The 26,363-nt window shown below is 73.8% G+C and carries 18 protein-coding genes; 7 read left to right on the forward strand and 11 right to left on the reverse strand.

Annotation, left to right across the window (positions count from 1 at the left end; all coding sequences use genetic code 11):
• The first annotated feature begins 2 nt into the window (after positions 1 to 2).
• Complete coding sequence (locus BJ981_RS16455; protein ID WP_184612217.1) at positions 3 to 1,529, forward strand: aminotransferase-like domain-containing protein; 1,527 nt, start codon at positions 3 to 5, stop codon at positions 1,527 to 1,529.
• Here the strand turns inward: BJ981_RS16455 and BJ981_RS16460 are convergent.
• Positions 1,462 to 2,406, reverse strand: a complete 945-nt coding sequence (locus BJ981_RS16460) for a DMT family transporter (RefSeq protein WP_239139716.1) — start codon at positions 2,404 to 2,406, stop codon at positions 1,462 to 1,464. The two genes, BJ981_RS16455 and BJ981_RS16460, sit on opposite strands and share 68 nt — an antisense overlap.
• 265 nt (positions 2,407 to 2,671) lie before the next feature.
• Here BJ981_RS16460 and BJ981_RS16465 point away from each other — a divergent pair, with 265 nt between their 5' ends.
• Together BJ981_RS16465 and BJ981_RS16470 are read left to right on the forward strand one after the other, a co-directional pair.
• Positions 2,672 to 5,887, forward strand: a complete 3,216-nt coding sequence (locus tag BJ981_RS16465) for an ATP-dependent helicase (RefSeq protein ID WP_239139717.1) — start codon at positions 2,672 to 2,674, stop codon at positions 5,885 to 5,887.
• Entirely contained in the window at positions 5,881 to 9,225 is a 3,345-nt protein-coding gene (locus BJ981_RS16470; RefSeq protein WP_372437085.1) for an ATP-dependent helicase, read from the forward strand. Before BJ981_RS16465 ends, BJ981_RS16470 begins: the two co-directional genes overlap by 7 nt.
• 21 nt (positions 9,226 to 9,246) lie before the next feature.
• Here the strand turns inward: BJ981_RS16470 and BJ981_RS16475 are convergent, their stop codons facing one another.
• The 6 genes from BJ981_RS16475 to BJ981_RS16500 all read right to left on the reverse strand — a co-directional run bounded on the left by BJ981_RS16475 (position 9,247) and on the right by BJ981_RS16500 (position 16,419).
• Positions 9,247 to 10,401 carry an alpha/beta hydrolase family protein gene (locus BJ981_RS16475; protein ID WP_184612218.1) on the reverse strand — a complete coding sequence of 385 codons (1,155 nt, stop codon included), beginning with the start codon at positions 10,399 to 10,401 and terminating at the stop codon, positions 9,247 to 9,249.
• Between the two features lie 13 nt (positions 10,402 to 10,414).
• Positions 10,415 to 11,830 carry a S41 family peptidase gene (locus tag BJ981_RS16480; RefSeq protein WP_184612219.1) on the reverse strand — a complete coding sequence of 472 codons (1,416 nt, stop codon included), beginning with the start codon at positions 11,828 to 11,830 and terminating at the stop codon, positions 10,415 to 10,417.
• A gap of 64 nt (positions 11,831 to 11,894) precedes the next feature.
• Positions 11,895 to 12,947 carry an ABC-2 membrane transporter-related protein gene (locus BJ981_RS16485; protein WP_184612220.1) on the reverse strand — a complete coding sequence of 351 codons (1,053 nt, stop codon included), beginning with the start codon at positions 12,945 to 12,947 and terminating at the stop codon, positions 11,895 to 11,897.
• Entirely contained in the window at positions 12,944 to 13,834 is an 891-nt protein-coding gene (locus BJ981_RS16490; RefSeq protein ID WP_184612221.1) for an ABC transporter ATP-binding protein, read from the reverse strand. The genes BJ981_RS16485 and BJ981_RS16490 overlap by 4 nt, the downstream gene beginning before the upstream one ends.
• 468 nt (positions 13,835 to 14,302) lie before the next feature.
• A complete protein-coding gene (locus BJ981_RS16495; RefSeq protein ID WP_239139718.1) occupies positions 14,303 to 14,695 on the reverse strand; it encodes a GntR family transcriptional regulator in 393 nt (130 codons plus the stop codon).
• 221 nt (positions 14,696 to 14,916) lie between these two features.
• Entirely contained in the window at positions 14,917 to 16,419 is a 1,503-nt protein-coding gene (locus BJ981_RS16500; RefSeq protein ID WP_184612223.1) for an aldehyde dehydrogenase family protein, read from the reverse strand.
• 221 nt (positions 16,420 to 16,640) lie between these two features.
• On the opposite strand from BJ981_RS16500, the gene BJ981_RS16505 reads away from it, so the two are divergent.
• The 4 genes from BJ981_RS16505 (at position 16,641) to BJ981_RS16520 (ending at position 20,883) form a co-directional block, all read left to right on the forward strand.
• Entirely contained in the window at positions 16,641 to 17,627 is a 987-nt protein-coding gene (locus tag BJ981_RS16505; protein ID WP_184612224.1) for an AraC-like ligand-binding domain-containing protein, read from the forward strand.
• Between the two features lie 141 nt (positions 17,628 to 17,768).
• A complete protein-coding gene (locus tag BJ981_RS16510; protein ID WP_184616181.1) occupies positions 17,769 to 18,590 on the forward strand; it encodes an SDR family NAD(P)-dependent oxidoreductase in 822 nt (273 codons plus the stop codon).
• Positions 18,587 to 19,372 (forward strand): MoaF C-terminal domain-containing protein, encoded by a 786-nt coding sequence (locus BJ981_RS16515; RefSeq protein WP_184612225.1) that lies wholly within the window; start codon positions 18,587 to 18,589, stop codon positions 19,370 to 19,372. The genes BJ981_RS16510 and BJ981_RS16515 overlap by 4 nt, the downstream gene beginning before the upstream one ends.
• Entirely contained in the window at positions 19,372 to 20,883 is a 1,512-nt protein-coding gene (locus BJ981_RS16520; RefSeq protein ID WP_221314716.1) for a GMC family oxidoreductase, read from the forward strand. Before BJ981_RS16515 ends, BJ981_RS16520 begins: the two co-directional genes overlap by 1 nt.
• Before the next feature lie 27 nt (positions 20,884 to 20,910).
• On the opposite strand, the gene BJ981_RS16525 is transcribed toward BJ981_RS16520, so the two are convergent.
• From BJ981_RS16525 to BJ981_RS16540, 4 genes are read right to left on the reverse strand one after another with little or no spacing between them, the layout of a single operon-like run.
• Positions 20,911 to 22,194 (reverse strand): multidrug effflux MFS transporter, encoded by a 1,284-nt coding sequence (locus tag BJ981_RS16525; RefSeq protein ID WP_184612226.1) that lies wholly within the window; start codon positions 22,192 to 22,194, stop codon positions 20,911 to 20,913.
• A complete protein-coding gene (locus BJ981_RS16530; protein WP_184612227.1) occupies positions 22,191 to 24,428 on the reverse strand; it encodes an ABC transporter ATP-binding protein in 2,238 nt (745 codons plus the stop codon). The genes BJ981_RS16525 and BJ981_RS16530 overlap by 4 nt, the downstream gene beginning before the upstream one ends.
• Positions 24,429 to 24,484: 56 nt before the next feature.
• Positions 24,485 to 25,405: an ABC transporter permease gene (locus tag BJ981_RS16535; RefSeq protein WP_184612228.1), complete on the reverse strand. Its 921-nt coding sequence runs from the start codon at positions 25,403 to 25,405 to the stop codon at positions 24,485 to 24,487.
• Entirely contained in the window at positions 25,402 to 26,352 is a 951-nt protein-coding gene (locus tag BJ981_RS16540) for an ABC transporter permease (RefSeq protein WP_184612229.1), read from the reverse strand. The genes BJ981_RS16535 and BJ981_RS16540 overlap by 4 nt, the downstream gene beginning before the upstream one ends.
• Positions 26,353 to 26,363 lie beyond the last annotated feature (11 nt).

The raw sequence follows: 26,363 nt of genomic DNA on the forward strand, positions 1-26,363 counted from the left end.
CCATGGACTCCGCACCGCGCCCCCGCCGTCCCGACGCCGCCGAACTGCCGGAGGCCGAGGTGATCGACGCCTTCGGCGACTGGGCCACCGGAACGGGACCCCTCTACCGGCGCCTGGCCGACGGCGTCCGCCGGGCCATCGAGGACGGCGCCCTGCCACCCGGCCAGCGCATCCCCGCGGAACGGCAGCTCGCCGCGAGCCTGCGCCTCAGCCGCACCACGGTCGTGGCCGCCTACGACGTCCTGCGCGAGGCCGGGCTGATCGAGAGCAGGACCGGCAGCGGCACGCGCGTCGCCGCCGGCGTCCGGACCCGCCGCGACGTCACCGACGGGCGCGTGCCGGGCGGCAAGGCGTCCTCGATCTACCAGCGGCTCATCGACGGGCCCGCCCAGGTGATCTCGCTGACCCGTTCCGCCGAGGGCGCGGTCCCCGAGCTGGCGCAGGCCCTGCGCGAGCTCGCCGCGGGCGACCTGTCCGCCGCCTTCGACGAGCCCGGATACCACCCCTCCGGGCTGCCCGCGCTGCGCGAGGCCATCGCGGTCTACCTGACCGGCACCGGCCTGCCCACCACGCCCGCCCAGGTGCTCGTCACGACCGGCTCGCACCAGGCGCTCGTCCTGGTCTCCGAGCTCTACCTGCGCCAGGGGAGCACCGCGCTGGCCGAGTCCCCGGGCTGGCCCTGCTGCCTGGACGTGTACCGCGCGCGGGGCGCCCGCGTCGTGACGGTCCCCATCGACGACGACGGGCCGGACGTGACCGCCATGGCGGCGGCGTTCGCCGCGCGCAGGCCGGACCTCGTGTACCTGATGCCCACCTTCCACAACCCCACGGGCGTGCTCACCAGCGCCTCGCGCAGGCGCGCGATCGCCGAGCTCTCCTCCCGGCACGAGGTGCCGATCCTGGAGGACAACGCCTACATCGCCCACACCGGCCAGGGCGACACGCCAGGGCTGCTCGCCGCCTACGCCCCCGCCGGCGCGGAGGTGCTGTCGGCGGGCTCGCTGGCCAAGGTCGTCTGGGCCGGGCTGCGCATCGGCTGGGTGCGCGGGCCCTCGGAGATCGTCGAGCGGCTGGCCCGCAGGAAGGCGTTCGCCGACCTCGGCAGCCCCGTCATCGACCAGATGCTCGCGGCCAGGCTCCTGCCCCGGCTCACCGAGATCCAGGCCGCGAGGAACCCCGTGCGCGAGGAGCGCCTGGCGCACGCGGAGAAGCTGCTGCGCGAACGCCTGCCGTCCTGGTCCTGGCGCCGCCCGGCGGGCGGCAGCGGCCTGTGGATCGAGCTGCCGGGCACCGACGCCGCCGAGTTCGCCCACGTGGCCCTGCGCCACGGCGTGGAGATCGTGCCCGGCGCGATCACCGACCCCACCGGCCGCCACGACCACTACCTGCGCCTGCCGTTCACCTTCTCCCCGGAGGTCCTCGACGGGGTGGTGGAGCGCCTGGCCGGGGCCTGGGCGGAGTTCACACGGCGGGGTCCCGCGGCACGGGACGGCCGCGCGGGCGCAGGCCCAGCAGCAGGCCCGCGATGACCAGGGCCGCGCCGAGCAGGTCGGCGGGCGCGGGATGGCCGGTGCCGAGCACCAGCCCGCAGACGATCGCGCCGATGGGCAGGAAACCGGAGAACAGCCCCGCCCGCTCGGTGCCGAGCCGGGGCAGCGCGTCGTACCAGCAGAAGAACGCCACCGCCGTCACCACCACGGCCAGGTAGGCCAGCGCCGCGGCCTCCGGCAGGGTCGGCACGCGCAGCGCGTCCCGCCCGTCGGCGGCCAGCCCGGTGACCGCCAGCAGCGGCACCGCCGCCAGCGTCGCGTACGCCGACACCCGCACGGCGCCGAGCCGGGGCAGCAGCGGCACGGCGAGCAGCGAGAACGCGACCTCGCAGGCGAGCGCGCCGAGCGCGAGCAGCAGGCCGAGCGGCGTGCCGCCGCCGAGCCCGGTGGCCAGGGCCGCGCCGCCCGCCACCACCAGCGCGGCCACGACGATGGCCGGGGTCGGCCGCCGCCGCTCCATCAGCGGCCCGGCCACGGCGAGCACGATCGGGACCGTCGCCACGATCGTGCCGACCGTGGCCGGGTCGGCGTACCGGGTGGCCTCCAGGATGAAGACGTTGAAGGCGCCGAGCCCGGTGACGGCCAGCAGCGCCACGAGGGCCAGCTCGCGCCGGTCCAGCCGCAGGTGCGGCATCCCGCGCGCCCGCATGACCAGCAGCAGCACCAGCCCGCCCGCCGCGTACCGCAGGGCCTGGCCCCCGTAGACCGGGTAGCGGTGCAGCGCGGGCGACACCGCGGTCAGCGTCCCGACCAGGAACATCGCGGACGCCGCCGCCACCGCTCCCCGCGCGCGGTCCCGCGACGACCAGCTCAGCCCCCGTCCGTCCACGACTCCTGTCGCCTCTTCCATGGTCATGGGCGTGTGTCCTCCCCTGTGCCGTCCGGGGGCCAATGCTCGCAAGGTGATCAAGAACCGGACAGGGCCAATCCAGTCGTAATCGGACCTGAACCCGCGGCGGTCGGCGGTCGGCCGCGGCCGCTCGCGGGGTGCCGGCTGGGACAGGTCGGGGCCGTCTTCCCTGGTGATCGAGTGGATTTGGCGTCCGGGACGAAGATTCCGGGGCGGGTGTAGCAGCCGAGTCGGCACGATCTATGGGTGTGGTCTGGTGGAATAGCGTGTTGTGAGTGGTCAGACCTATCGGCTGGTGCGCAGGGGGAACCCGGGGCGCGCGGCGGCGCCCGTGCTGGACGAGCACCAGCGCGCGGTCGTCACCCACGAGCGGGGGCCGCTGCTCGTGCTGGCCGGTCCGGGGACCGGCAAGACCACCACGATCGTCGAGAGCATCGTCGAGCGCGTCGAACGGCGCGGCGTCGACCCCGAGCGCGTGCTGGTGCTGACCTTCAGCCGCAAGGCCGCCCAAGAGCTGCGCGAGCGTATCACCGCCCGCCTGCGCCGCACCACGAGAACGCCTCTCGCGCTCACCTTCCACAGCTACGCCTACGCGCTGCTGCGCCGCGAGGCCGTCCTCGCCGGCGAGCCGCCGCCGCGCCTGCTGACCGGCCCGGAGGAACTGCTGGAGGTCCGCCGCCTCCTGCACGGCGACCTGGAGGACGGCGCGCGCGACTGGCCGTCCAGCCTGCGCGAGGCCCTGAAGACCCGTGGGTACGCCGAAGAGCTGCGCGACTTCCTGGCCAGGGCCAACGAGCGCGGCCTCGACGGTCCCGACCTGGTGGTGCTCGGCCGCGAGCACGGCCGGGCCGACTGGGTGGCCGCGGGCCGCTTCGCCGCCCGGTACAACGACCGCTTCGACCTCGACCCGACCCCCACCCTCGACTACTCCGAGCTGATCCACGCGGGCGCGGGCCTGCTCGCCGACCCCGAGGTGCGCCGCCGCGAGCGCGCCGCCTACGACGTCGTGTACGTGGACGAGTACCAGGACACCGACCCCGCCCAGGACCACCTGCTCGGCCTGCTCGCCGGAGACGGCCGCGACCTGATCGCCGTCGGCGACCCCGACCAGTCGATCTACGGCTTCCGCGGCGCCGACGTCCGCAACATCCTCACCTTCCCCGAGCGCTTCCGCACCGCCGCCGGCCGTGAGGCGCCGGTCGTCGCGCTGCGCGTGTGCCGCCGCAGCGGCGCCGACCTGCTGGCCGCCTCCCGCCGCGTGGCCGCCCGCCTGCCCGTCCCGCCGAGCCCCGGCCGGGGCGCGCGCCCCCACCCGGAAAGCCACCGCGACCTGCTCGCCGTCGACACCGCCGACCCCGGTGAGGTGCGCGTCCTGCTCGCCGACAGCGAGAGCCAGGAGGCCGCGGTCGTGGCCGACACCTTGCGCCGCGCCCACCTGCTGGAGGGCGTCCCCTGGTCGCGCATGGCCGTGCTCGTCCGCTCGGCCACCCGCCAGGTCCCCATGCTGCGCCGCGCCCTGCTCAGCGCGGGCGTCCCCGTCGTCGTGGCGGGGGACGGGCTCCCGCTGATCCAGGAGCACGGCGTGCGGCCGCTGGCCACCCTGCTGCGCGTCGCGCTGCGCCCGGAGACCTTGGACGTCACCACCGCGGAGGAACTGCTCACCGGCCCGCTCGGCGCCACGGACGCGATCGGCGTGCGCCGCCTGCGCCGCGCCCTGCGCGTGGCCGAGCTGGCGGCCGCGGCCGTCGACTCCGGCGAGCCCGCGCCGCCGCCGCGGTCCTCCGACGAGCTGCTGGTCGCCGCCGTGCAGGACGTCCGCGAGCTGGTCTCGATCGAGCCGCACGTCGCCTCCTGCGCCGAGCGCGTCGCCGCGCTGGTCAAGGTCGCCCGCGCGTCGGCCGAGCGCGGCGACACCGCGGAAGAGGCCCTGTGGGCGGTCTGGCAGGCGTCCGGGCTGCCCGAGCGCTGGACGGACGCCAGCGTGTCCGGCGGGCCGCGCGGCGCGCAGGCCGACCGCGACCTCGACGCCGTGGTGGCGCTGTTCGACCACGCCGCCCGCTTCGTCGACCGCCTGCCCCACGCCGGGCTCGGCGTCTTCCTCGACGACCTGGCGTCCCAGGAGATCGCGGGCAACACCCTCGCCGCGCACGCGCCGGACGGCGACGTCGTGCAGATCCTCACCGCCCACCGCGCCAAGGGCCTCGAATGGGACGTCGTGGTCGTCGCGGGCGTCCAGGACGGGGTCTGGCCCGACCTGCGCCTGCGCGGCTCGCTGCTCGGCATCGAGCAGCTCGTCGAGCTGTCGGAGGGCTCGGCCCTGGACGGCGTGGACGCCGCCACCGCCGCGCTGGCCTCCAAGCTCCTCGCCGAGGAACGCCGCCTGTTCTACGTCGCCGTCACCCGCGCCCGCCGCCGCCTCGTGGTCACCGCCGTCGGCGGCGACGACACCGACGAGCGCCCCTCGCGCTTCCTGTCCGAGCTGCTCCCCGGCGCGGTCGAGGAGGCCACCGTGGACGAGCGCGCCCGCTGGCTGAGCATGTCCGCGCTGGTCGCCGACCTGCGCGCCGCCGTGTGCGACCCCTCGCGCCCCGAGGCCATGCGCAGGGCCGCCGCGGGCCACCTCGCCCGCCTGGCCCGCGCCGGCGTGCCCGGCGCCCACCCCGACGAGTGGTACGCCCTCACCCCCATCTCCGACGACCGCCCGCTCACCTGGCCGGACGGCATCGTCCGCGTCTCGCCGTCGGCGGTCGAGAGCTTCACCAAGTGCGGCCTGCGCTGGCTCCTCGAAACCGCCGTCGGCGCGTCCGGCACCGACGCCTCGCGCAGCCTCGGCTCGGTCATCCACGCCGTCGCCGTCCTCGCCGCCGCCGGGCAGGAAGGCGACGCGCTCGGCAAACGGCTGGACGAGGTCTGGGAGGAACTGGACTTCGACGGCCTGTGGTTCAGCCGCAAGCAGCGCACCGTCGCCGAGCGGATGGTGTCCCGGTTCCTCACCTGGCACGAGGGCAACCCGCGCGAGCTGGTCGCCGTCGAGGAGGCGTTCACGGCCATGCTGTCGGAGAACGTCCAGATCAAGGGCCGCGTCGACCGCGTCGAGCGCGACGGCGACGGCCGCGCGGTCATCATCGACCTGAAGACCGGCACCACCAAGCCCTCCGACCACGACCTCGCCCGCCACCCGCAGCTCGGCGTCTACCAGCTCGCCGCCCTGCTCGGCGCGTTCCAGCGGCACGGCCTCACCGAGCCCGGCGGCGCGGCCCTGGTCCAGCTCGGCAAGGCCGCGGGCGCCAACGCCACGCTCGCCCGCGAGCAGGCGCAGGGCGCGCTCGGCGACGATCCCCAGCCCGGCTGGGCCGGCGAGCTGGTCGACACCGTGGCCACCGGCATGTCCGCGCGGGTCTTCCGCGCCACGGTCAACGACGGCTGCCGCACCTGCGCGGCCAAGGCGAGCTGCCCGGTCAACGACGGCGGGGGCCAGGTTTGCTAGACGCTCCACATCCGGCCCCCGGCGCCGACGGGGTGCGCCCCGCCCTGATCGGCCCCGCCGAGCTCGCCGACAAGCTGGGCATCGCGCCGCCCACCCCCGAGCAGGCCGCCGTCATCGAGGCCCCGCTCGGCCCCATGGTCGTGGTGGCCGGCGCCGGGTCGGGCAAGAGCGAGACCATGGCCGGGCGGGTGGTGTGGCTGGTCGCCAACGGCCTGGTGCGCCCCGAACGCGTGCTCGGCCTCACCTTCACCCGCAAGGCCGCCGCCGAGCTGGCCGCCCGGGTGCGCAAGCGGCTCACCCGCCTCGCCGAGGTCGGCATGGCCCCGGCCGAGATGCTGGACGACGAGCCCACCGTCTCCACCTACCACGCCTACGCCGCCCGCCTGGTCACCGACCACGCGCTGCGCGAGGCGCTGGAGCCGACGATGCGGCTGGTCACGCCCGCGATCTCCTGGCAGATGGCCTCGCGCGTGGTCGGCCGGTACGACGGGCCCATGGACCGCGTGGACCTGGCCCCCTCCTCGGTCACCGCGGCGGTGCTGGAGCTCGCCGGCGAGATGGCCGAACACCTGCGCGCCCCCGGCGAGGTCCGCGAGATCGGCCGGTGGTTGCAGGAGCGCCTGGCCGCCGTCACCGGCCGCACGACCCTGCCCCAGCGCAGGCCGGCGCGCACCCAGGAGATCCGCGAGCAGCTCCTGCCGCTCGTCGAGGCGTACGACCGGCTGAAGCGCAGCCGGGAGGTCATCGACTACGGCGACCAGATGGCGCTGGCCGCGCGCATCGCCGACCGGCACCCCGAGGTCGGCATGATCGAACGCGGCCGGTTCTCGGTCGTGCTGCTCGACGAGTACCAGGACACCAGCCACGCCCAGCTCGTCCTGCTGCGCGCCCTGTTCGGCGGCGGCCACCCGGTGACCGCCGTCGGCGACCCCTGCCAGTCCATCTACGGCTGGCGCGGCGCCTCCTCCGGCAACCTCAAGCGGTTCGTCCGCGACTTCCCCACCTCGGCGGGTGAGCCCGCCCCCGTGCGCCGTCTTTCCGTCAGCTTCCGCAACGGCGAGAAGGTGCTGGACGTCGCGGCGCGCGTGCAGGCCCCCCTGCGCTCCGAGGCCCGCGAGGTCCCCGTGCTCACCCCCGGCGTCAACCGCGTCGGCCGCGGCCGGGTGCTGTGCGCCTTCCACGAGACCGCCGAGGACGAGGCCGCGTGGGTCGCCGACGGCGTGGCCCACCTGCTCGGCCACGAGGGCGCTCCGGACGGCCTGCCGTGGGGGGACGGCGAGCGCGACAAGCTGCGCGAGAAGGCCAAGGCGGGCGCCTGGGGCGGGGCGCAGGCCCTCCAGCCGCAGGACGTCGCCGTCCTCGCCCGCAAGCGGTCCCAGTTCCCCGCGCTGCGCCGCGCCCTGGAGGCCAGGGACATCCCCGTCGAGGTCGTCGGCCTCGGCGGCCTGCTCACCGTCCCCGAGGTCGCCGACGTCGTCGCGACCCTGCGCGTCCTGTACGAGCCCGCGGCGGGCGACTCGCTGGTCCGCCTGCTGGCCGGGCCGCGCTGGCGCATCGGGGTCGCCGACCTGAAGGTCCTCGGCGACCTCGCCCGCGAGCTCACCGTCTCCCAGCGCCAGGGCGCCGCCCCCGAGGACGCTCTGGAGCAGGTCGTCACCGACATGGCGGCCGAGCGCGGCTCGCTGGTCGACGCCCTGGACGAGCTGCCCGACCGTCCCGACTGGCTAGAGCCCTTCTCGCCCCTGGCCCGCGAGCGGCTGCCCCGCCTCGCGCAGGAACTGCGCGTCCTGCGCGCGCACGCCGGGCAGCCCCTGCCCGACCTCATCGGCGAGGTCGAACGCCGCCTCGGCCTGGACGTCGAGGTCGCCTCCCGCGGCGGCGGCCCGCTCGCCGCCCGCGCCGACCTCGACGCCTTCCTCGACGCCGCCGCGCGGTTCGCCGGCGACGCGGAGGATCCGACGCTCGGCGCGTTCCTCGCCTACCTTCAGGCCGCGGAGACCGAGGAGTTCGGCCTGGAGGCCGGGCGCGTCGGCGAGACCAACAGCGTCAAGCTGATGACCGTCCACGCCTCCAAGGGCCTGGAGTGGCCGGTCGTCGTCGTGCCGGGGCTGTCCCAGATCACCACGCAGGCGGGCGGGCTGGCCAAGGGCAGCGTGTTCCCCGCCACGCCCGCCACCAACTCCCGCTGGACCGAGAACCCGCGCAAGCTGCCGTACCCGCTGCGCGGCGACCGCTTCGACCTTCCCGTCCTGGAAGGTCTGGAGAAGGAGGACCTGGCCGCGTTCGACCAGGCTTGCCGCGAACGCGACCTGCGGGAGGAACGCCGCCTCGCCTACGTCGCGGTCACCCGGGCCCACTACCTGCTGATCGCCTCCGGCTACCGCTGGGGCTCGGCCGCACGGCCACTCGAACCGTCCGACTTCCTGCTGGAGGTCCGCGAGGCGGCCGGCCACGCCATGACCTGGGCGCCCGACCTCGAAGAGGACGCCGTCAACCCGCTGCTCGCCGAGCCCGCGTCGGAGGAATGGCCGGCCACCCCCGGCGGCGCGCGCTACGAGGCCATCCGCGGCGGCGCCGACATGGTCATGGACGCCATCAACGGCGACGACTGGCTCGCCCCCGCGGATCCCACGCCGATGAAGGACTGGGAACAGGACCGGGTCCGCTCCTGGGCGCGCGACACCGAGCTGCTGCTGCGCGAGCGCGACCAGGCGCGGCGGCGCGGCGGCCACCTCGTCGAGCTGCCCGCGCGGCTCACCGTCTCGTCCCTGGTCACGCTCGCCACCGACCCTGCCGCGCTGGCCCGGCAGATCCGCCGCCCGCTGCCGCACCGGCCCGCCCCGCTGGCCCGCCGGGGCACCGCCTTCCACCGCTGGCTGGAGAACCGCTGGGACCAGCAGCGCCTCATCGACGACATGGAGCTGCCCGGCGCCGCCGACGAGCTGTCCCTCACCGACCTCCAGCTCGCCGAGCTGCGGGACCGGTTCGAGGAGAGCCCCTGGGCGTCGATGGAGCCCATCGACCTGGAGGTCCCCTTCGAGACCGTCATCGCCGACCGGGTGGTGCGCGGACGCATGGACGCGGTGTTCCCCGAGGGCGACGGCTACGTGATCGTCGACTGGAAGACCGGCGAGCCCCCCCGCGGCAGGGGCGCCCGCGCCGCCACCGTCCAGCTCGCCGCCTACCGCCTCGCCTGGTCCCAGCTGGCGGATGTGCCTCTCGCCAAGGTGAGCGCCGCCTTCCACTACGTCCGCGCCAACCAGACCGTCCGCCCGGCGGACCTCCTCGACGCCGCGGGCCTGATGAAGCTCATCGAGTCCGTCCCCAAGGACGAGTGACCCGCCGGTCCCGGCAGGACGTCAGGATCCACCGCAGGTCGCGGAGCAGAACCTGACCTCGGGGTAGCGCGGTGACGGCTTGTCCAGCAGAGGCTGCGGTCGCGACTTCAGGTGCCGGTCGAGGAAGGCCGCCACGTACGTACGGGTGAGCTCGGCGGCGCGCGCCCCGGGCAGAACGCCGTAGGCGGGTTTGACGCCGAGGGCGCCCGCCAGCAGAGGGCCGTCGGTGAAGGACTGATGTTCCGCGCCCGACAGCACGAGCCAGCGCTTCCACCCGGTCATCCGCTTCCAGTCGCGGTCCCACGAACCGTCGCCGCCGCCGGGGACGTGCGGCGGCGAACCGATGAACATGAAGGGCCGGGAGAACCCGCCTTCGGGTATCCGGGCGTAGGTGGTGCCGTCCATGTCGATTCCCGCGCGTACCCGGGGGTCCTTCAGCATGGCCGCCACGGCGCCGGCCCCGCCGATCGACTGGCCGACCATCGCCGTCCGGGAGCGGTCGATCAGGCCGGCGCCGTCCCACGTCGACGGCAGCCGGTCGAGGACGAAGGAGACGTCGGCCGCCCGGCTCTGGACCACCCCGGCGCCGAAGCCGGGGTCGGTGTCGCTGTCGCACGCCAGGCATTCGGCGATCCGACCGCCCGGCAGGGTCGTGGCGTAGCTCTCGTAGGCGTGGTCGATCCCGGCCACGACGTACCCCCGGCTGGCCAGGTCCTCCGCCAGCGACGTGAGCGTGCTCATCGGCTTGGTGAAGCCGGGGGACAGGACCACCAGCGGAACCTCGCGCCCCGCGGGTTCGGCGTTCTCGATGGCGTTCGTCCGCGTCCTGCTCAGCGTGTCGTCCGGGACGCCCGCGGTCCTCGAGCCCTTCAGCAAGAGCTCCGACTCCTTGGGGGACATGTACGGCGCCCGCCGCCCGTCCCGCCGCTCGGCCGGGTACCACAGGGTGACCTTGAGTTCCCTGGCGTCGGCGTCGAGGTTCCAGGGGTCGGGGCGGGAGGTGTCCTTCAGGTACAGGGTGGTGGTGCCGACCGGATGGGCGCCGGTGGGGGCGGGCAGGGTGGCGGGACCGGCGGGCGTGGCCGACGGGACGGCGGACCGGGGCGGCGTGGGCGCGGAACAGGCCGACGCGGCCAGGACGACCAGTCCCGCGGCGACGGGCAGGAGCTGTCTCATGGAGTGGTCCATTTCACTCGCGCACCAAGGTCAGGGCCTTGGCCAGGGCGGGGTCGCGCCCGGCGGCCGCGTCCTGCGGAGTCAGGGGCACGTAGTGGTCGGGCGGCACGCCGATCCGGTCGATCACCTCACGGCCGGGGCCGAGGTGGTGCTTGGCGGGAAAGCTCAGCGTGGTGTTGTTGCCGAGCAGGTACGGCCGCGCCGGGCCGGAGATGACCCCGGCGGTTCTGGCGCCGACCAACCGGCCGACGCGCAGGTCCTTGACCGCGGAGCTGAAGTGCTCGCACGCCGAGGCGCAGCCGCGGTCGGTGAGCACCGCCAGGGGCAGGCCGAGCAGTTCGACGGTGTCGTCGGTCCGCAGGGTCTCGCACGTGCCGTTCACGGTGCACAGGTAGGCGGTGACCTTGCCATGGGCGAACGCGCTCACCAGCCGGATCGCCTCCGCGGGGCTGCCGCCGCCGTTGCCGCGCAGGTCCAGCACGACGCCCGCGAGGGTCCGGCCGGCGCGCAGCCTGGAGATCGCCTTGAACACCCGGTCCGCGGAGTCGGAGGCGAATCCGGTCATCCGCACGTAGGCGATGTCGTCGTCCAGCAACTTCGAGCGCACCACTTGCAGGGCGGCCAGATCGCGCTGGTAGACGCCGGGCTTGAGCGTCACGGTCCAGCGGCGGCCGGTGGCCTGCCGCAGGAGGCGCAGCCGGACCGGGCGCGCTCGCGGGTACTGCGGGTAGAGGGCGGCGATCGCGGGGGTGGACTTCCCGTCGATGAACGGCGCCGATCCGTCGACCGACTCGATGATGTCGCCGGGGCGCAGTCCGGCGGCCCGCGCCGCGCCGCCCTGCACGGTGGTGACGAACAGCGGGGGGAGTGCGGCGCCGGGGTTGCCGTTCACCTGGGGACCGTTGACGTTCGCCTGGAACCCGAGGCCGTAGCCGTCACCGTCGTAGTAGTCGGGCGGTGGCCTGAGGTCGTGCGTCCAGCGGGCGTGGTCGTCGCCGAGGGCGGCCACGATGGCTTCGAGGGTGACGACGGCCAGTTTGTCGCGCAGGCCGGGAACCCGATCGGTGATCTTCCGGTAGACGGCCTCGAAAGCGGCCCAGTCGGCCTTCCGGTCGCCGGTCAGCGCCGGCATGGCCGCCTCGGGCACGTCGCGCCCGTCGCGGATGAGCTCCTGCGTCAGCGCGGCGAATCCGGCGGTCAGCAGCGAGCGGGCGTCCAGGGTGGCGCCGCCGTAGTAGCCGCCGAGGACGCAGAAGTACGCCTGCTCGATGACGTCGACCGTGGTGGGCGTCTCCGCCGCGGGGCGGCCCTGGGGCTCCGCGCAGGCCGTGCCCGCCGCCGTGCCGGCCTGGCCGCGCGGCGGCGCCGGGGCCGTGCAGGCCGCGGCCAGGAGGAGGGCGAGCCCGGCGGCCACGGTCCTGACGGTCATGACACCTCCTTCGCCGGCCTCATGACCGAGACGCCGTGCTCGTCGATGACCTCGCCGAGCCGGGTCATGCCAGCCGCCTTCTGATCCACCAGAAGCAGAACCATGTGAGGCAGAGGGTGAGCACGGCGTAGATCCCTGTCTCGATCCACTGGAAGGGCCAGAAACGCTCGAGGGGCTGGTAGGTCGCCTGCTGCCGGTAGCCGAGCCGGTTGATCTCGGCCATGCAGCCGTCACCGGAGCCCATCGCCCCCGACGGCGAGCAGGGTCCCGATGTCGTGGAGACCTGGACCTCGGCTCCGGTCTCGCCGCCGGGGATCGTGCGTCCGGACGAATCGACCACGTCGCCGGACAGGACCCAGGCGCCCGCATGGCCGGGAACGGCCATGGTCAGGACGATCCGTAAAGCCCCGCCTCCCTGCTGTGCCCTGCCGATGTGGTCCACGTTCGCGCGGCTGAGTTCGAAGGTCCCCGTGACCGGGGGCATCAGGTGGGCGCGGACCACCAGCGGCATGGCGAGCTGGATCGCGGCGAAGACGGCCAGGGTGAGGGCCATGGCGGGCAGAGTGCGGCGCACCAGCATGCCCACGGCCACGCCGAGGACGAAGGCGAACGCCGCGTACCCCATCGGGGCGATGCCACGAGCGCCGAAGATCAGAGGCGCCATGAGGGCGAGGGCCTCGGCGGCCGACTTGTCCAGCGGGTCGGACCACCAGCTCACCATGAGTCCGCACAGGCCGGCGGCGGCCACGGCGACCAGGCCGGTGAGCCCGAGCTTGACCGCCAGCCAGCGGCCGCGGGTGATGCTCTGGTTCCACACCAGCAGGTGCGTGCCCGCCTCGAGCTCGCGGGTGATCAACGGCGCGCCCCAGAAGAGCCCGACGAGAGCGGGCAGGAGCAGCACGATGAGGCTGACGGCCATGAAGGGCATGTCGTAGCCGCCGAAGAACTGGTCGTAGAACTGGCCGCAGGTGTCGTCCTGGGCACAGGCGGCGAGCCCGGCGGAGTAGCGAGCGGCCATGTCCGGGCCGGTGAGGAGCAGGACGACGGCGAGAACGACCAGTACGGTGGCCAGCATCGCGGCCGAGCCGCGGAGCTGGCGCCAGGTCAGCCAGATCATCCCCGCACCTCCAACGCGACGCGCCGGTCGTCGGTGGGGCGTTTCTCCATGTAGGCCAGGACGAGGTCCTCGAGGCTGAGCGGGGTGACCGTCCAGGCGGGGTCGTGGATCGGGGCGTCGGTGCGGACCACGAACGTGCTCTGCCGGTCGGTGTGACGCGCGGACACCACCTGCTGGTCGGCGGGCAGCCGATCGGGATCGCGGCGCGGCCCGGTGAGCCGGTGATGGGTGGCCAGCAGCCTGTCGGTCTGCCCTGCCACCTGGACGCGGGAGTCGACGAGCACGATCAGGAAGTCGCAGATCCGTTCCAGGTCGGAGACCAGGTGGGAGGAGAGCACGACGCTGAAGTCGTGCTCGGCCGTGGCCTCCATCAGCCCCTGCATGAACTCCCGGCGGGCCAGCGGGTCGAGCGAGGCCACGGGCTCGTCCAGGATCAGCAGCTCGGGCCGCTTGGCCAGGCCCAGGGTGAGGGCGAGCTGGGCGCGCTGACCGCCGGACAGCCTGCCCACGCGGTGGGCGGCGGCCAGGCCGAGCCGTGCGACGCGCTCCCGCGCCATGCCGGCGTCCCAGCGGGGGTTGAGCCGTTCTCCCAGGCGTAGATGGTCGGCGACGCTCAGCCCCGCGTACACAGGGGTGTCCTGGGCGACGAACCCGACCCTGGCCAGCTGCGCGGGACCGCCGGCGGGACGGCCGCCCAGCACGGTGATGTCGCCCGCCGTCGGTTCGAGCTGGCCGCCGGCCAGCTTCAGCAGTGTGGTCTTGCCGGCGCCGTTGGGGCCCACCAACCCGACGACGTGCCCCGCCGGGATGTCGACGGTGCACTCGCGCAGCGCCCAGCGCTTGCCGTACCTCTTGCCCAGTCCCTGGGCGTGCAGGACGGTGCTCACGCTATGTCCTCCTCAATGGCGGTCCGGAAGGTGGTCATGAAGAGCCGTGGCGCAGGCCGTACCTGCCGGACCGGCCGCAGGCGGGGCGAGACACCCGACCTGTCGGCCCGATGAAACTCGATCATGACTTACTCCATTTATCTAAGACCCTAGTACATTAGCTCTTTGAAGCGACGGGCCGTCATGAGATTCGCGAAGATCGCCCGTGACCAGGCGTGCGGGCGGCGGTCAGGCGCGACGTGGCCGGAGTGGCCGGCGTGGGCGGGGGAGTGAGGGCGGGTACGCGGAAACGGCGAAGCGCCCGCGACGGACGCGGGCGCTTCGCCGTATCGGTGTCGGGGGGACAGGGAAGGGGTGGCGCGGCCCCGTGAAGCGGCTCCACGCGCCGGACCGCCCAACGGCCCTACCGGCAGGTCTTCGCCTCGGCGGAGCGGTGCCCGACCTCCGGCCGGGCCCGTAGGGCCGCGGTCACGCGATGTCCTCCTGTGCGGCGGCCCGGAAGGTGGTCGTGAACAGGGCCTCGATGCTCTCGTCGTCGAGACCGGCCCGACGGGCCTTGGCCAGCCAGCGGCGCAGCTCCTGCCGCAAGGAGGCGTGCGCGGCGAACGACGCGTCGGTCAGCGTGCGGGTGACGAACGTGCCGAGGCCGGGCCGGGCGGCGACGAGCCCGTCGTGCTCGAGCTCGCGGTAGGCCTTGAGCACGGTGTTGGGGTTGATCGCCAGATGGGCCACGACCTCCTTGACCGTCGGCAGACGGTCCCCCTCGCGCAGCAGGCCCAGCCGCAGCGCGTGCCGTACCTGCTGGACGAGCTGCAGGTACGGCGACACCCCTGACCGGCCGTCCAAGTGAAACTCGATCACAGCTTCCTCCATTCATCTATAGTCATAGCACATTGGTACAATGCGGAGACTCGGGAAGCGGAGAGCTTCGGCGCGGGGCCGTCTGTGGATTCGGAGGGCGCGTCAGATCGGGGAGCCGCACGGTGCGGTCAGAGGTCCGGCTGTGACGGGTTCCCCTGGCGCATGCAGAAGCGGCGAAGGGCCCGCGTGGTCCCTTCGCCGCCTCGGCGTTCACGCGTTGCTCAGGAGCGGGCGAGGTTGATGAAGACGCCCTTGACCTCGGTGTAGACGTCGAGGGCGTAGGCGCCCATCTCGCGGCCGAAGCCGCTGCTCTTGAAGCCGCCCCACGGCGCCGCGGGGTCGGGGGTGTGCAGCATGTTGACGAACACGGCCCCGGCCTGGACGTCGGCGGCGAGGCGGTGCGCGGTGGTCAGGTCGTCGGTCCAGATGGACGCGGCCAGGCCGTACTCGCTGTCGTTGGCGCGCCCGGCGAGCTCCTCGGGGTCGTCGTAGGTGAGCACCGACATCACCGGGCCGAAGATCTCCTCGCGGGCGATGCTCATCTCGTCGGTGACGCCGGCGAACACGGTCGGCCGGTAGAAGTACCCGTTCGCGAGCGCGCCCTCCTCGCGCGCGCCGCCGGTCACCAGGTCCGCGCCCGCGGCCACGCCCTCGCGCACGTAGCGGTCGACCCGCTCCAGGTGCTCGGCGCTGACCAGCGGCCCGGTCTCCGTGCCCGGCGCGATGCCCGGCCCCAGCACGACCTCGCGGGCCAGGGCGGCGGCCTTCTCCGTGAACTCGTCGGCGCGGCGGGCGTCGACGTAGAAGCGGGAGTAGGCGGCGCAGACCTGGCCGCTGTTGAACATCGCGCCCTGGACGCATCCGGCCACGGCGCGGTCGATGTCGGCGTCGGCGGCCACGATCACCGGGGTCTTGCCGCCGAGTTCGAGCGTGACGCGGGCCAGGTTGTCGGCGGAGGCGCGCAGGATGCTGCGCCCGACCTCGGTGGAGCCGGTGAACGAGACCTTGTCCACGCCGGGGTGGGAGACCAGCGCGGCGCCGACGTCGGGGCCGCCGGTGAGCAGGTTGACGACGCCGGGGGGGATACCGGCCTCCTCGCACAGCTCCATCAGCTTGAGCGCGGTGAGCGGCGTCTGCTCGGCGGGCTTGATCACGACGGTGTTGCCGCAGGCGAGCGCGGGCGCGAGCTTCCAGCTCAGGATCATCAGCGGGAAGTTCCACGGCGTGATCAGCGCGCACACCCCGACCGGCTCGCGCCGCGTGTAGTGCATGACGTCCGGTAGCGACACCGGGATCGTCGCGCCCTCGATCTTGGTGGTCCAGCCGGCGAAGTAGCGGAAGTGCTCGGCCGTCCCGGTGACCGAGATGTTCCGGGCGACGCCGAACGGCTGGCCCTGGTCGTGGGTCTCCAGGTGGGCGAGCTCGTCGGCGTGGGCCTCGATCAGGTCGGCCAGCCGCCACAGCAGACGTCCGCGCGCCGACGGGGACATGCCCGCCCACGCGGGGTCGCGCAGCGCCTGCCGGGCCGCGGCGATGGCGTCGTCGACGTCGGCCCGGCCCGCCGCGGCGACCGAGCCCATCTCCTCGCCGGTGGCGGGGTCCACGGTGGCGAACTCCCGGCCGTCGGACGCCGGGCGCCATGTCCCGCCGACGAAGAGCCGGCCTGGCCTGCGCAGCCGCGGAGTGCGTGCCGTGTCGTCCGGGATGTCGAGCATCATCGTCATGTGAGGGGCCTGTTCTCGGGTACGGGAGGTCGGTCCCAGCGTGGATCGGGCGTGGCGCGTGCCGCTTGTCCGGCAGCGCACTCTGCTTGCCTGAATGTGCTCAGGTCACGGCTGCGCATCAAGGGCTGTCTCAGCGCAGTCGCCTATGATTTCATATATGAATTGGGGGTGCGGCGTGACGGCCGTACCGGAGAGCACCGTTCGGTACGGAGGTGCGGGCCATGACCGTTCTGGTCCGGACGACCGATGTGGCGATGCGGGAACGCGAGGAACTCTGGCGGCACGCGGTCTCCCGGTCCTTCGTCCCGCTCGACTTCGAGTTCCGCGGCGCGGACGGCTTCACCGGCGAGATCGCCGGCGAGACGCTCGGCACCGTGATGGTCACCGAGGTGACCGCGGCGCCGCACCGCGCCGAGCGCACCGAGAAGCACATCGCGCGCTCCGACGAGGCCGGTTTCTACAAGCTGAGCCTCCCCACCAGCGGGCGCGTGCGGATCGCCCAGGACGGGCGCGAGACCCCGCTGCTGCCCGGCGAGATCGCCATCTACGACACCAGCCGGCCGTACCAGGTCACCTTCGACGGCACCTGCCGGGTGATCATGGTCATGTTCCCGCACCGGGAGCTGCGCCTGCCCGGCAACGCGATGCGCGAGGTCACCGCCCGGCGGGTCTCCGGCAGGCGCGGGCTCGGCGGCGTGGTCTCGCCCATGCTGGTGAACCTGGCCGGCCACATCGACGAGGTCGGCGACTCCCACCCGATGCGGCTCGCCGACAACGTCGTCGACCTGATCGGCACGCTGTACGCGTCCCTGCTCGGCGAGCGCGCCGACGCCACCGACTCGATGCGCATGCTGCTCAACCGCGCCAAGATGTTCATCGCGCGGCGCCTCGAGGACCCCGCCCTCGGGCCCGAGGCGATCGCCGCGGCCTGTTATGTGTCCACCGGCTACCTGCACAAGCTGTTCCGCGCCGAGGGCATGTCGGTGGGGCGCTACATCCGGGAGCGGCGCCTGGAGCAGTGCCGCCGTGACCTGCTCGACCCCGGCTCGCGCGAGGTCGCCGTCAGCGCCATCGGCGCCCGCTGGGGCTTCGTCGACGCCGCGCACTTCAGCAGGGTGTTCAAGGCCAGCTACGGCCTCGCGCCGCGCGAGTACCGGCTCAGCCGTGACCTGGTCCCCTGCGAGCGGATGACCGCCGACGCCCTCTAGCGGCCCGGATCCGGACCCCGCGCCTTGACTCTGGCTGTTCGGGACTTGTCGGCGAGTGCACCGATATATGCCGAACTGTCGCGCCGCGCGGCACACCTTCCTTACGGTTCCGTTAGGTCGCGCGACGGAGGGCAGCAAGTGATGGATCCTGGCCGGTTCTCGGGAAAGGTCGCGCTGGTCACCGGCGCGGGCACCGGCATCGGAGCGGCGGTGAGCCGGCGCCTGGTCGCGGAGGGCGCCGCGGTCGTGCTGTGCGGCAGGCGGGAGGCGCCGCTGCGCGAGCTGGCGGCCGAGCTGGGCGATCGCGCGGCCGTCGTGGCCGGTGACGCCGCCGAGTCCGCCGACGCCCGCGCCGCGGTCGCCGAGGCGGTGGACCGGTTCGGCGGGCTGGACGTGGTGGTCGCCAACGCGGGCGGGCACCGGCCGGGCACGGCGCTGGAGACCGGCGACGACGACTGGCACTACACCCTGCGGATCAACCTCGACACCGCGTTCGTCACCGTGCGCGAGGCGCTGCCGCGGCTCATGGAGCGCCGCGGCAGCGTGGTCGTGGTGTCGTCGATCGCCGGGCTGTTCGCCGGGCCGGGCGTCGCCGGCTACGTGACCACCAAGCACGCGCTCATCGGGCTGACCCGCTCGCTCGCGCGCGACTACGGCCGCCACGGCGTGCGCGTCAACGCGGTCTGCCCGGGCTGGGTGCGCACGCCGATGGCCGACGAGGAGATGGACGCGCTCGGCGAGATGCACGGCATCGACAGGGAGGCCGCCTACGCCCTCGCCACCAAGGACGTCCCGCTGCGGCGCGCGGCCGAGTCCGACGAGATCGCCGCCGTCGTCACCTTCCTCGCCAGTGGGGACGCCTCGGCGATGACCGGCTCGGTGGTGGTGGCCGACTGCGGCGCCACCTGCGTCGACCTGCCCACCCTGGCCTTCGAGCCGCCTCACCCGGAGGTCGCCCCATGACGGCGTCCCAGCCCTTCGCCGTGGAGGAGGGGCCCTCGGAGGGCGTCACCGGAGACCTCGCCGGCAACCGCCTGCCGCGCACCGACCGGCTCGCCGGCCGCGAGCTGCGGATCGCCGAGGACTCCTCCGACGACCTCGTGCTGCGGTTCGGGACCGGCGACACCGTCGCGTGGCGGCGCGGCGCGCGCGGCGGCGAGGACTGGTACGAGGCCGTCGAGGCGCGGCCCGGCGTGTGGTTCCTCACCCTCCGCCGCGCGGACGAGCCGCGGCGCGCCGACGTGCTCGTCGTGCGCGAGGACACCGGCAGGACACTGCGCGTCGCCTCCGACGCCGCGCCCGAGCAGCCGCCCGGGGAGCCGCGGGTGGGCCAGACCTTCACGCCGGGAACGCTCGCCGGCGTCCAGACCTCCGGCGCGGAGCCGCGCCCGACCCGCGACCTCATCGGCTGGCGGGCCCAGTACCGCTACGGCCCCGGTCTCCTGTACGAGCACGTGTACCTGAACAGCGAGCGGTACGCCTGGCAGTGCCTGGCCGGCGCGCAGCGCGGGCAGGGCGACGTCGACCTCGCCGCCACCTGGTCCCTCGGCGACGGGCTGTACGTCTTCACGTTCCGCGAGTTCCTCATCCCGGTCGCCACCACCTGGCTGTACGACCTCGACGCGATGCGCACCACCGGCACGTTCCTCGCCCTCGGCCCGGACGACACGGTGACCTGCGGCGGCGGCGGGGCGTTCATCACCGAGCTCGGCCGGGTCGTCTACCCCGACGAGCAGCCGGTGTGATGACCATGACAGAGACGCCGCGCGCCGCCGATGTGATCGTCGTCGGCGCGGGGACCGCGGGCTGCGTGGCCGCCCGGCGGCTGCTCGACGCCGGCGCCACGGTCCTGCTGGTCGAGGCCGGGCCGGACGGCACGGGCGACCAGGCCATCTCCGACCCCGCCCGCATGCACGAACTGTGGGACAGCGCCGTCGACTGGGGATACCGCACCGTCCCCCAGGCGCACGCGCACCACCGCCGGCTGCACCTGCCGCGCGGCCGGGTGGTGTCCGGGTCGCACGCGCTCAACGCCATGATCTGGGTCCGCGGCCACCGGGCCGACTACGACACCTGGGCCTACCTCGGCAACCCCCGCTGGTCGTGGGCCGACGTCGAGCCGGTGTTCCGGCGCGTCGAGGCCGAGCACGGCGGCCTGCTGCCGGTGCTGCGCGACTACGAGCCCGACCCGGTGCAGCGTTCGATCGTCGAGGCCGCGGTGCAGGCCGGCGTGCCGTTCGACGACGACTACAACGACGGGTCGCCGGACGGCGTGTCGTTCATGCGGTTCACCATCCGCGACGGACGGCGGCTGACGACGGCCGACGCCTATCTGGGCCCGGTGCGCGACCACCCGCGGCTGCGCGTGCTGACCGGAGCGCACGTGCGGCGGCTGCTGTTCGACGGCACGCGCTGCGCGGGCATCGAGTACGTGCGGGACGGGGCCGCCGGGCGGGTCCGGGCGGACCGGCACGTCGTGGTCGCCGCCGGCGCGATCGGCTCGCCCGTGCTGCTCCAGCGGTCCGGCGTCGGCGACCCCCTGACGCTGCGCCCTCTGGGCATCGACGTGGTCGCGGCGCTGCCCGGCGTGGGCCGCAACCTTCAGGACCACTGGCTCGTGCCGGTCATCTTCGGCACCACCCGCACGCCCGGCGTCCCCCGCGGCCTGCCCACCACGCAGAGCCACCTGTTCGCGCGCAGCAGGCCCGAGCTGCCCGTCCCCGACCTGCAACCCCTGCACTTCGGGGCGCCGCTGTACGCGGACTGGATGTCCGGCCCGGCCGACGGCGTCTCCCTGATGGCCGGCCTGGTCCGCCCCGCGAGCCGCGGCCGGGTCACCATCGCCGGCGCCGACCCCGACGCCGCGCCGCTGATCGACCCGCGGGTGCTGTCGTCGCGCGCCGACCTGGACGCGCTGGCCGCGGCGGTGGAGCTGTGCCGGGAGATCGGCACGCGGCCGGCGCTGCGCGGCGAGTGGGGCGCCGCCGAGCTGTACCCGGGCACGCTCGGGGCCACCCGCGAGCTGCTGGACGACTACATCCGCGAGTCCGTGGTCACCTACCACCACCAGTCCGGCACGTGCGCGATGGGCGGGCACGAGGAGGCCGTCGTGGACGAGGAGCTGGCCGTGCACGGCGTCGAGGCGCTGAGCGTCGCCGACGCCTCGGTCATGCCGACCGTGACGACGGGCAACACCAACGCCCCGACCGCCATGATCGCCGAGCGGGCCGCCGAGTTCCTGGTCAAGCGGTTGTGACGCGCGGCCGGCGCGTCTCGCCGGCCGTCAGTGCAGCCGTTCCCGCTCGGTGGCCTGCGGTGTTCGCGGCGCCGTGCCGCCCTCCGCCTCTTCCTCGGCCAGGGCCGTGCGGCGGCCGGGGATCGCGATGAACCGGTAGGCCCCCCAGGCCACGATCCGGGCGAGCGCGATCCCGCACGTCATGGCGATCGCGCTCGCGCCGCCGATCGAGGCGACCGGCGCGAGCAGCGCCCCGAACATGAAGCCGCTGCCGCCGAACAGCGCCGCGGCCGTCCCCGCGTTCGCCGCGTGGCGGACGAGCGCGAGCGCCGTCGCGTTGGGCGAGGCGAGCGCGCCCGACGCGACGGTCAGGAACAGGGCGGGCAGGAAGACCGCCAGGGGCGCGTGCAGCAGCGCGGCGGCCAGACAGAGCACGCTGGCGACGACGGCCACCACCGCCCCGCCGATCAGCAGCGGTTCCGGCCGCAGCCGGCGCAGCAGCAGCGCGTTGACGTACCCGCTCAGCATCAGGCCCACCGAGTTGACGCCGAAGATGAACGAGAACACCTGCGCGCTCACGCCGTAGCCGCCTTCGAGCACGAACGCGCTGACCGAGATGTAGATGAACAACGCCGCCCCGCCGACGCTCGACCCGAGCGCGCAGCCGAGGAACACCCGGTCGCGCACCACGGAGCCGAAGCCCTCGCGGACGCGCCGCAGCCCGCCGACGTGCCGCAGCTCCGGCCGCAGCGTCTCCGGCAGCGCGGTCACCGCGACCACCAGCAGCACCGAGATCCCGCCGAGCGTGACGAAGATCCCGCGCCAGTCGGTCACGTACAGCAGTTGGCCGCCCAGCACCGGCGACACGATGGGGGCGATCCCCCCGACCAGCATCAGCAGGGACAGGATGCGCGCCATCCGCTGCCCCTCGTACATGTCGCGGACCATCGCGCCGACGATCACCGTGCCGGCCGAGCCGGCCAGCCCCTGCACCAGGCGCAGGGCGTTCAGCGTCGCCATCGAGGGGGCCACGGCGCACAGCAGCGACACGATGGCGTAGATGACCACGCCGACGAACAGGGGGCGTTTGCGCCCGATCCGGTCGCTGAGCGGCCCGATGAAGAGCTGGCCGGTCGCCAGGCCGATGAGGCACATCGAGATGCTCCACTGCGCCGCGCTGTCGGAGGCGTGGAGCTGGTGGGCCATCTGCGGGAGCGCGGGCAGGTACAGGTCAATCGACAGGGGGCCGAACGTGGACAGCGCGCCCATGACGAGCAGTACGCGGCGCTTCGGCCGCACGGGGACGGAACCGGTGGTATGGATCTCGCTCACGCGGGCGTGTGCTCTCCCTTGGTCGGGGCGCCCACCCTGGAGGCAGGCGCCACCAGGGGAAAGTGACACGCCACGTGGTGTGTGCGCCCGCCGGGCGGGGCCGGTGGGCCGGCCTCGGCGCCGCCCGCCACCGGGCTGAGCGGCGGCTCCAGCGTCGCGCAGACGTCCTGCGCCACCGGGCAGCGCGTCCGGAACCGGCAGCCGCTCGGCGGGTCGGTGGGGGAGGGCGGCTCGCCGGGCGCGCCGAGCCTGCGCTTGGCCCGCTCGACGGCGGGGTCGGCGACCGGGATCGTGTCGAGCAGCGCCCGCGTGTAGTGGTGGCGCGGCGTCGTGTACACGTCCTCGGCGGGGCCGACCTCCACGACCTTGCCGAGGTACATGACCGCGATCACGTCGGACAGGTAGCGCACGACGGCCAGGTCGTGGCTGATGAACAGGTACGTCAGCTCGCGCTCGCGCTGCAGGGCGCGCATCAGGTTCAGCACCTGCGCCTGGATCGACACGTCGAGGGCCGACACCGGCTCGTCGGCGACGATCAGCGCGGGTTGCAGGGCCAGCGCGCGGGCCAGGCCGATGCGCTGCCGCTGCCCGCCGGAGAACTCGTGCGGGTACCGTTCGGCGGCCCGCCGGGGGAGTCCGACCGCGTCGAGCAGCTCGTCGACGCGGCGGTCCCGGTCGCGGCTCGTGCCGACCCGCTGGATCTCCAGGGGTTCGCGCAGGATCGCCCGCACCCGCATCCGCGGGTCGAGGGAGCCGTAGGAGTCCTGGAACATGAGCTGGATGTGGCGGCGCTCCAGCCGCCCCTCCTTGCCGCGCATCCGGTCGATCCGCCGGCCGCGGAAGAGGATCTCCCCGCTGGTGGCCCGTTCGAGGCCGACGACCAGGCGTCCCAGCGTGGTCTTGCCGCACCCGGACTCGCCGGCCAGGCCCAGGGTCATGCCGCGCTCGACGCGCAGGCTCACCCCCGCCACGGCGCTGACCTCGCCGGTCTTGCGCTTGAGTATCGCCCCGCCGGTGACGGGGAAGTCGCGCACGACCTGCTTGATCTCCAGCAGCGGGGTGCCGTCCTCGGGGATCGGCGTGGTCGGGGCCACCCAGGAGCGGTCGGAGACCCGCGCGGCGCCGCCGTTCCCGGGGTCGCCGGACTCCGCGCCCTCCTGCGTACGGGCCTCGGCCGCCGGGGCGGGCGGGAGGTCCTCCGTGGGCGGGCCGGACTCCTCCCGGGGGTGGAAGCACGCGTACTCGTGGGCGAGACCGTCCAGGCGCACCGTCGGCGGGTCCTGGTCGCGGCACGCGTCGGTCGCGAAGCGGCAGCGCGGGGCGAACCGGCACCCCGGCGACGCCTCGGTCAGGTCCGGCGGCAGTCCGGGGATCGTGTACAGCCGGTGGGTCCGCCCGGCGGCGCGCTCCGGCAGGGCTTCGAGCAGCGCCTCGGTGTAGCGGTGCCGGGGCGCGGTGAACAGCGCCTCGGTGGCGGCCAGTTCCACGACCCGGCCGGCGTACATCACCGCGACCCGGTCGGTGTGCCCGGCGATCACGCCGAGGTCGTGGGTCACGAGGATCACCGCCATGCCCAGTTCCTCGCGCAGCCGGTCGATCAGCTCCAGGATCTGCTTCTGGATCGTCACGTCCAGCGCGGTGGTCGGCTCGTCGGCGATGAGCAGCTTCGGACGGCAGATCAGCGCCATCGCGATCATCACGCGCTGCTGCTGCCCGCCGGAGAGCTGGTGCGGGTAGTCGTCGTAGCGCCGCGCCGGGTTGGGGATGCCGACCGAGGCGAACATCTCGACCACGCGGTCGCGGGCCTCCCTCTTGGAGGCGCCGGTGTGCAGCAGCAGCGCCTCGGCCACCTGCACGCCGACCGGCACCACCGGGTTCAGCGAGATCGTGGGGTTCTGCGAGATCAGGCCGATCTCCGCGCCCCGGATCCTGCGCAGCTCCGCCTCCGGCAGCCCCACCAGGTCCACGCCGCCGAAGAGGATCCGCCCGCCGGTGATCCGCCCGCCCGGCGGCAGCAGCCGCTCGATCGACATCGCCGTCATGGTCTTGCCGCTGCCGGACTCCCCGACCAGGCCGAGCGTCTCCCCGGCGGACAGCGTCAGGTCGACGTGGTCCACGGCGCGGACGACGGCGTGCTTGAGCCGGATCTCGGTGGACAGCCCGCGCAGCTCCAGCAACGGCGCCGCGCCGGTCGCGGCCCCAGCGGCGGACGTCGATGCCGTTCCCGTTGCCATGTGCGTGCCGTCCCTCTCAGAAGTCCCCGTGGGCGCGGGCGTCGCCGGCGGCACGCTCATCGGCGCCGCAGCCTTACCTCGACGGCGTCCCGCACGCCGTCCCCGATGAAGTTCACCGCCACGACGACGAAGATGATCGCCAGTCCGGGCGGGTAGATCAGCCACCAGTCGTTGGTGTAGATGAAGTTCACGCCGTTGTTGAGCATGCCGCCCCAGTCGGTGGCGGGCGGCGAGATGCCGAGGCCGAGGAAGCCGAGGTAGGCGACCACGAGGATCGCGTCGGCCACCTGGAAGGTCGCGTTGACGATCACCGTGCCGGCGACGTTGGGCATGATGTGCCGCAGCACCGCGCGCCAGGACGTGCCGCCCATGACCCGCACGGCCTGGACGTACTCGCGCACCCGCAGCGACAGCGACTCGCCGCGCACCAGGCGCGAGGTGATCAGCCACGCCGTCAGCCCGAAAACGAAGATCATCATTCCCATGCTGGGCTTGACGATCGTGACCAGCACCAGCAGCAGGAACAGCGCCGGGATGGCGAGCAGCGCGTCGACGACGCGCATCATCACCGTGTCCACCAGCCCGCCGAAGAACCCGGCGACCGCGCCCCACAGGGTGCCGATGACGGTCGAGATGGCCGCGGCCGCGAACCCGATCGTCAGCGAGACCTGACCGCCGGCCATCAGCCGTCCGAGCTGGTCGTACCCGGCCTGGTCGGTGCCGAGCGGGTGCCCCGGCGTGCCGGGGGACAGGTTCACGGCGGCCAGGTCGGTGTTGATCTGGTTGGTCCGGTAGATCAGCGGCCCCAGGAAGCAGAACAGCAGCGCCGCCACCAGGATCACCAGGCCCGCCACCGCGAGCCGGTTCTCCAGGAACGCCTCGAGGCCGAGACGCCACATGCTCTTGGGCCTGCCGCCGGGCAGCTCCTCCGCCGCGGCGACGACGCGCGGCACCCGTTCACTGTCGTGGACGCTCATCCGGCCAACCGCACCCTCGGGTCGAGTACCGCGTAACAGATGTCGGCGACGAGGTTCCCGGCGACGGTCGCGACCGCCGTCACCAGGACGACGGCGAGCTCGATCGGATAGTCCGACGCCTGCGCCGCCTGCCAGAACAGCAGCCCCATGCCGGGGAAGTTGAACAGCGACTCGGCGATCAGCGCGCCGGCGAACAGCGCCGGCAGCGAGAGCCCGAGCAGCGTCACGATCGGGATGATCGCGTTGCGCAGCACGTGGCGGGTCATCACGCGCAGGCCGGAGCAGCCCTTCGCCTGGGCCGTGCGCACGTACTCCTGGCCGATGTTGTCCAGCACCGAGGACCTCATGTACCGCGCCCCGATGGCGATGCCCGACAGCGACAGCACGATGATCGGCAGGATCATCGAGCGGAAGTCGGCGAACAGCCCGGCGACGCTGTCGGTCTGCGGGGCCTGCGGCGGGAAGACCTCCAGTTGCTGGGAGAACAGGGAGATCAGCACGATGCCGAGGAAGAACGACGGGGCGGCGTAGAAGACGAACGCCGCCCACGTCGCCGCGTAGTCGAACGTCCTGCCCCGCCGCACGGCCTGGTAGATGCCGACCGGCACCGAGATCGCCACCGTGAGGGCCAGCGCCAGGAGGTTGAGCACCAGCGTCTTCGGCAGCCGGTCGGCGATCAGGGCGCCGACCGACTGGTTGAGCTTGTAGGAGAAGCCGAAGTCGCCGCTGGCCCAGTTGCGGAGCATGCGGAAGTACTGCACCACCGCCGGGGCGTCGAGCCCGTTGGCCTTGTTGAACTCGCGGATCTGGTCCGCCGTCGCCTTCGCCCCGATGATCGCCCTGGCGGGGCCGCCGGGCAGTTGGTGGAGCAGGACGAAGACGACGACGGTGACCACCAGGACCACGAAGACCGCCTGGCCGATCCGCCGCACGAGGTAGCCGAGCATTTACTTCCTTC

The sequence above is a fragment of the Sphaerisporangium krabiense genome (genome assembly GCF_014200435.1).
Lineage (GTDB): Bacteria > Actinomycetota > Actinomycetes > Streptosporangiales > Streptosporangiaceae > Sphaerisporangium > Sphaerisporangium krabiense.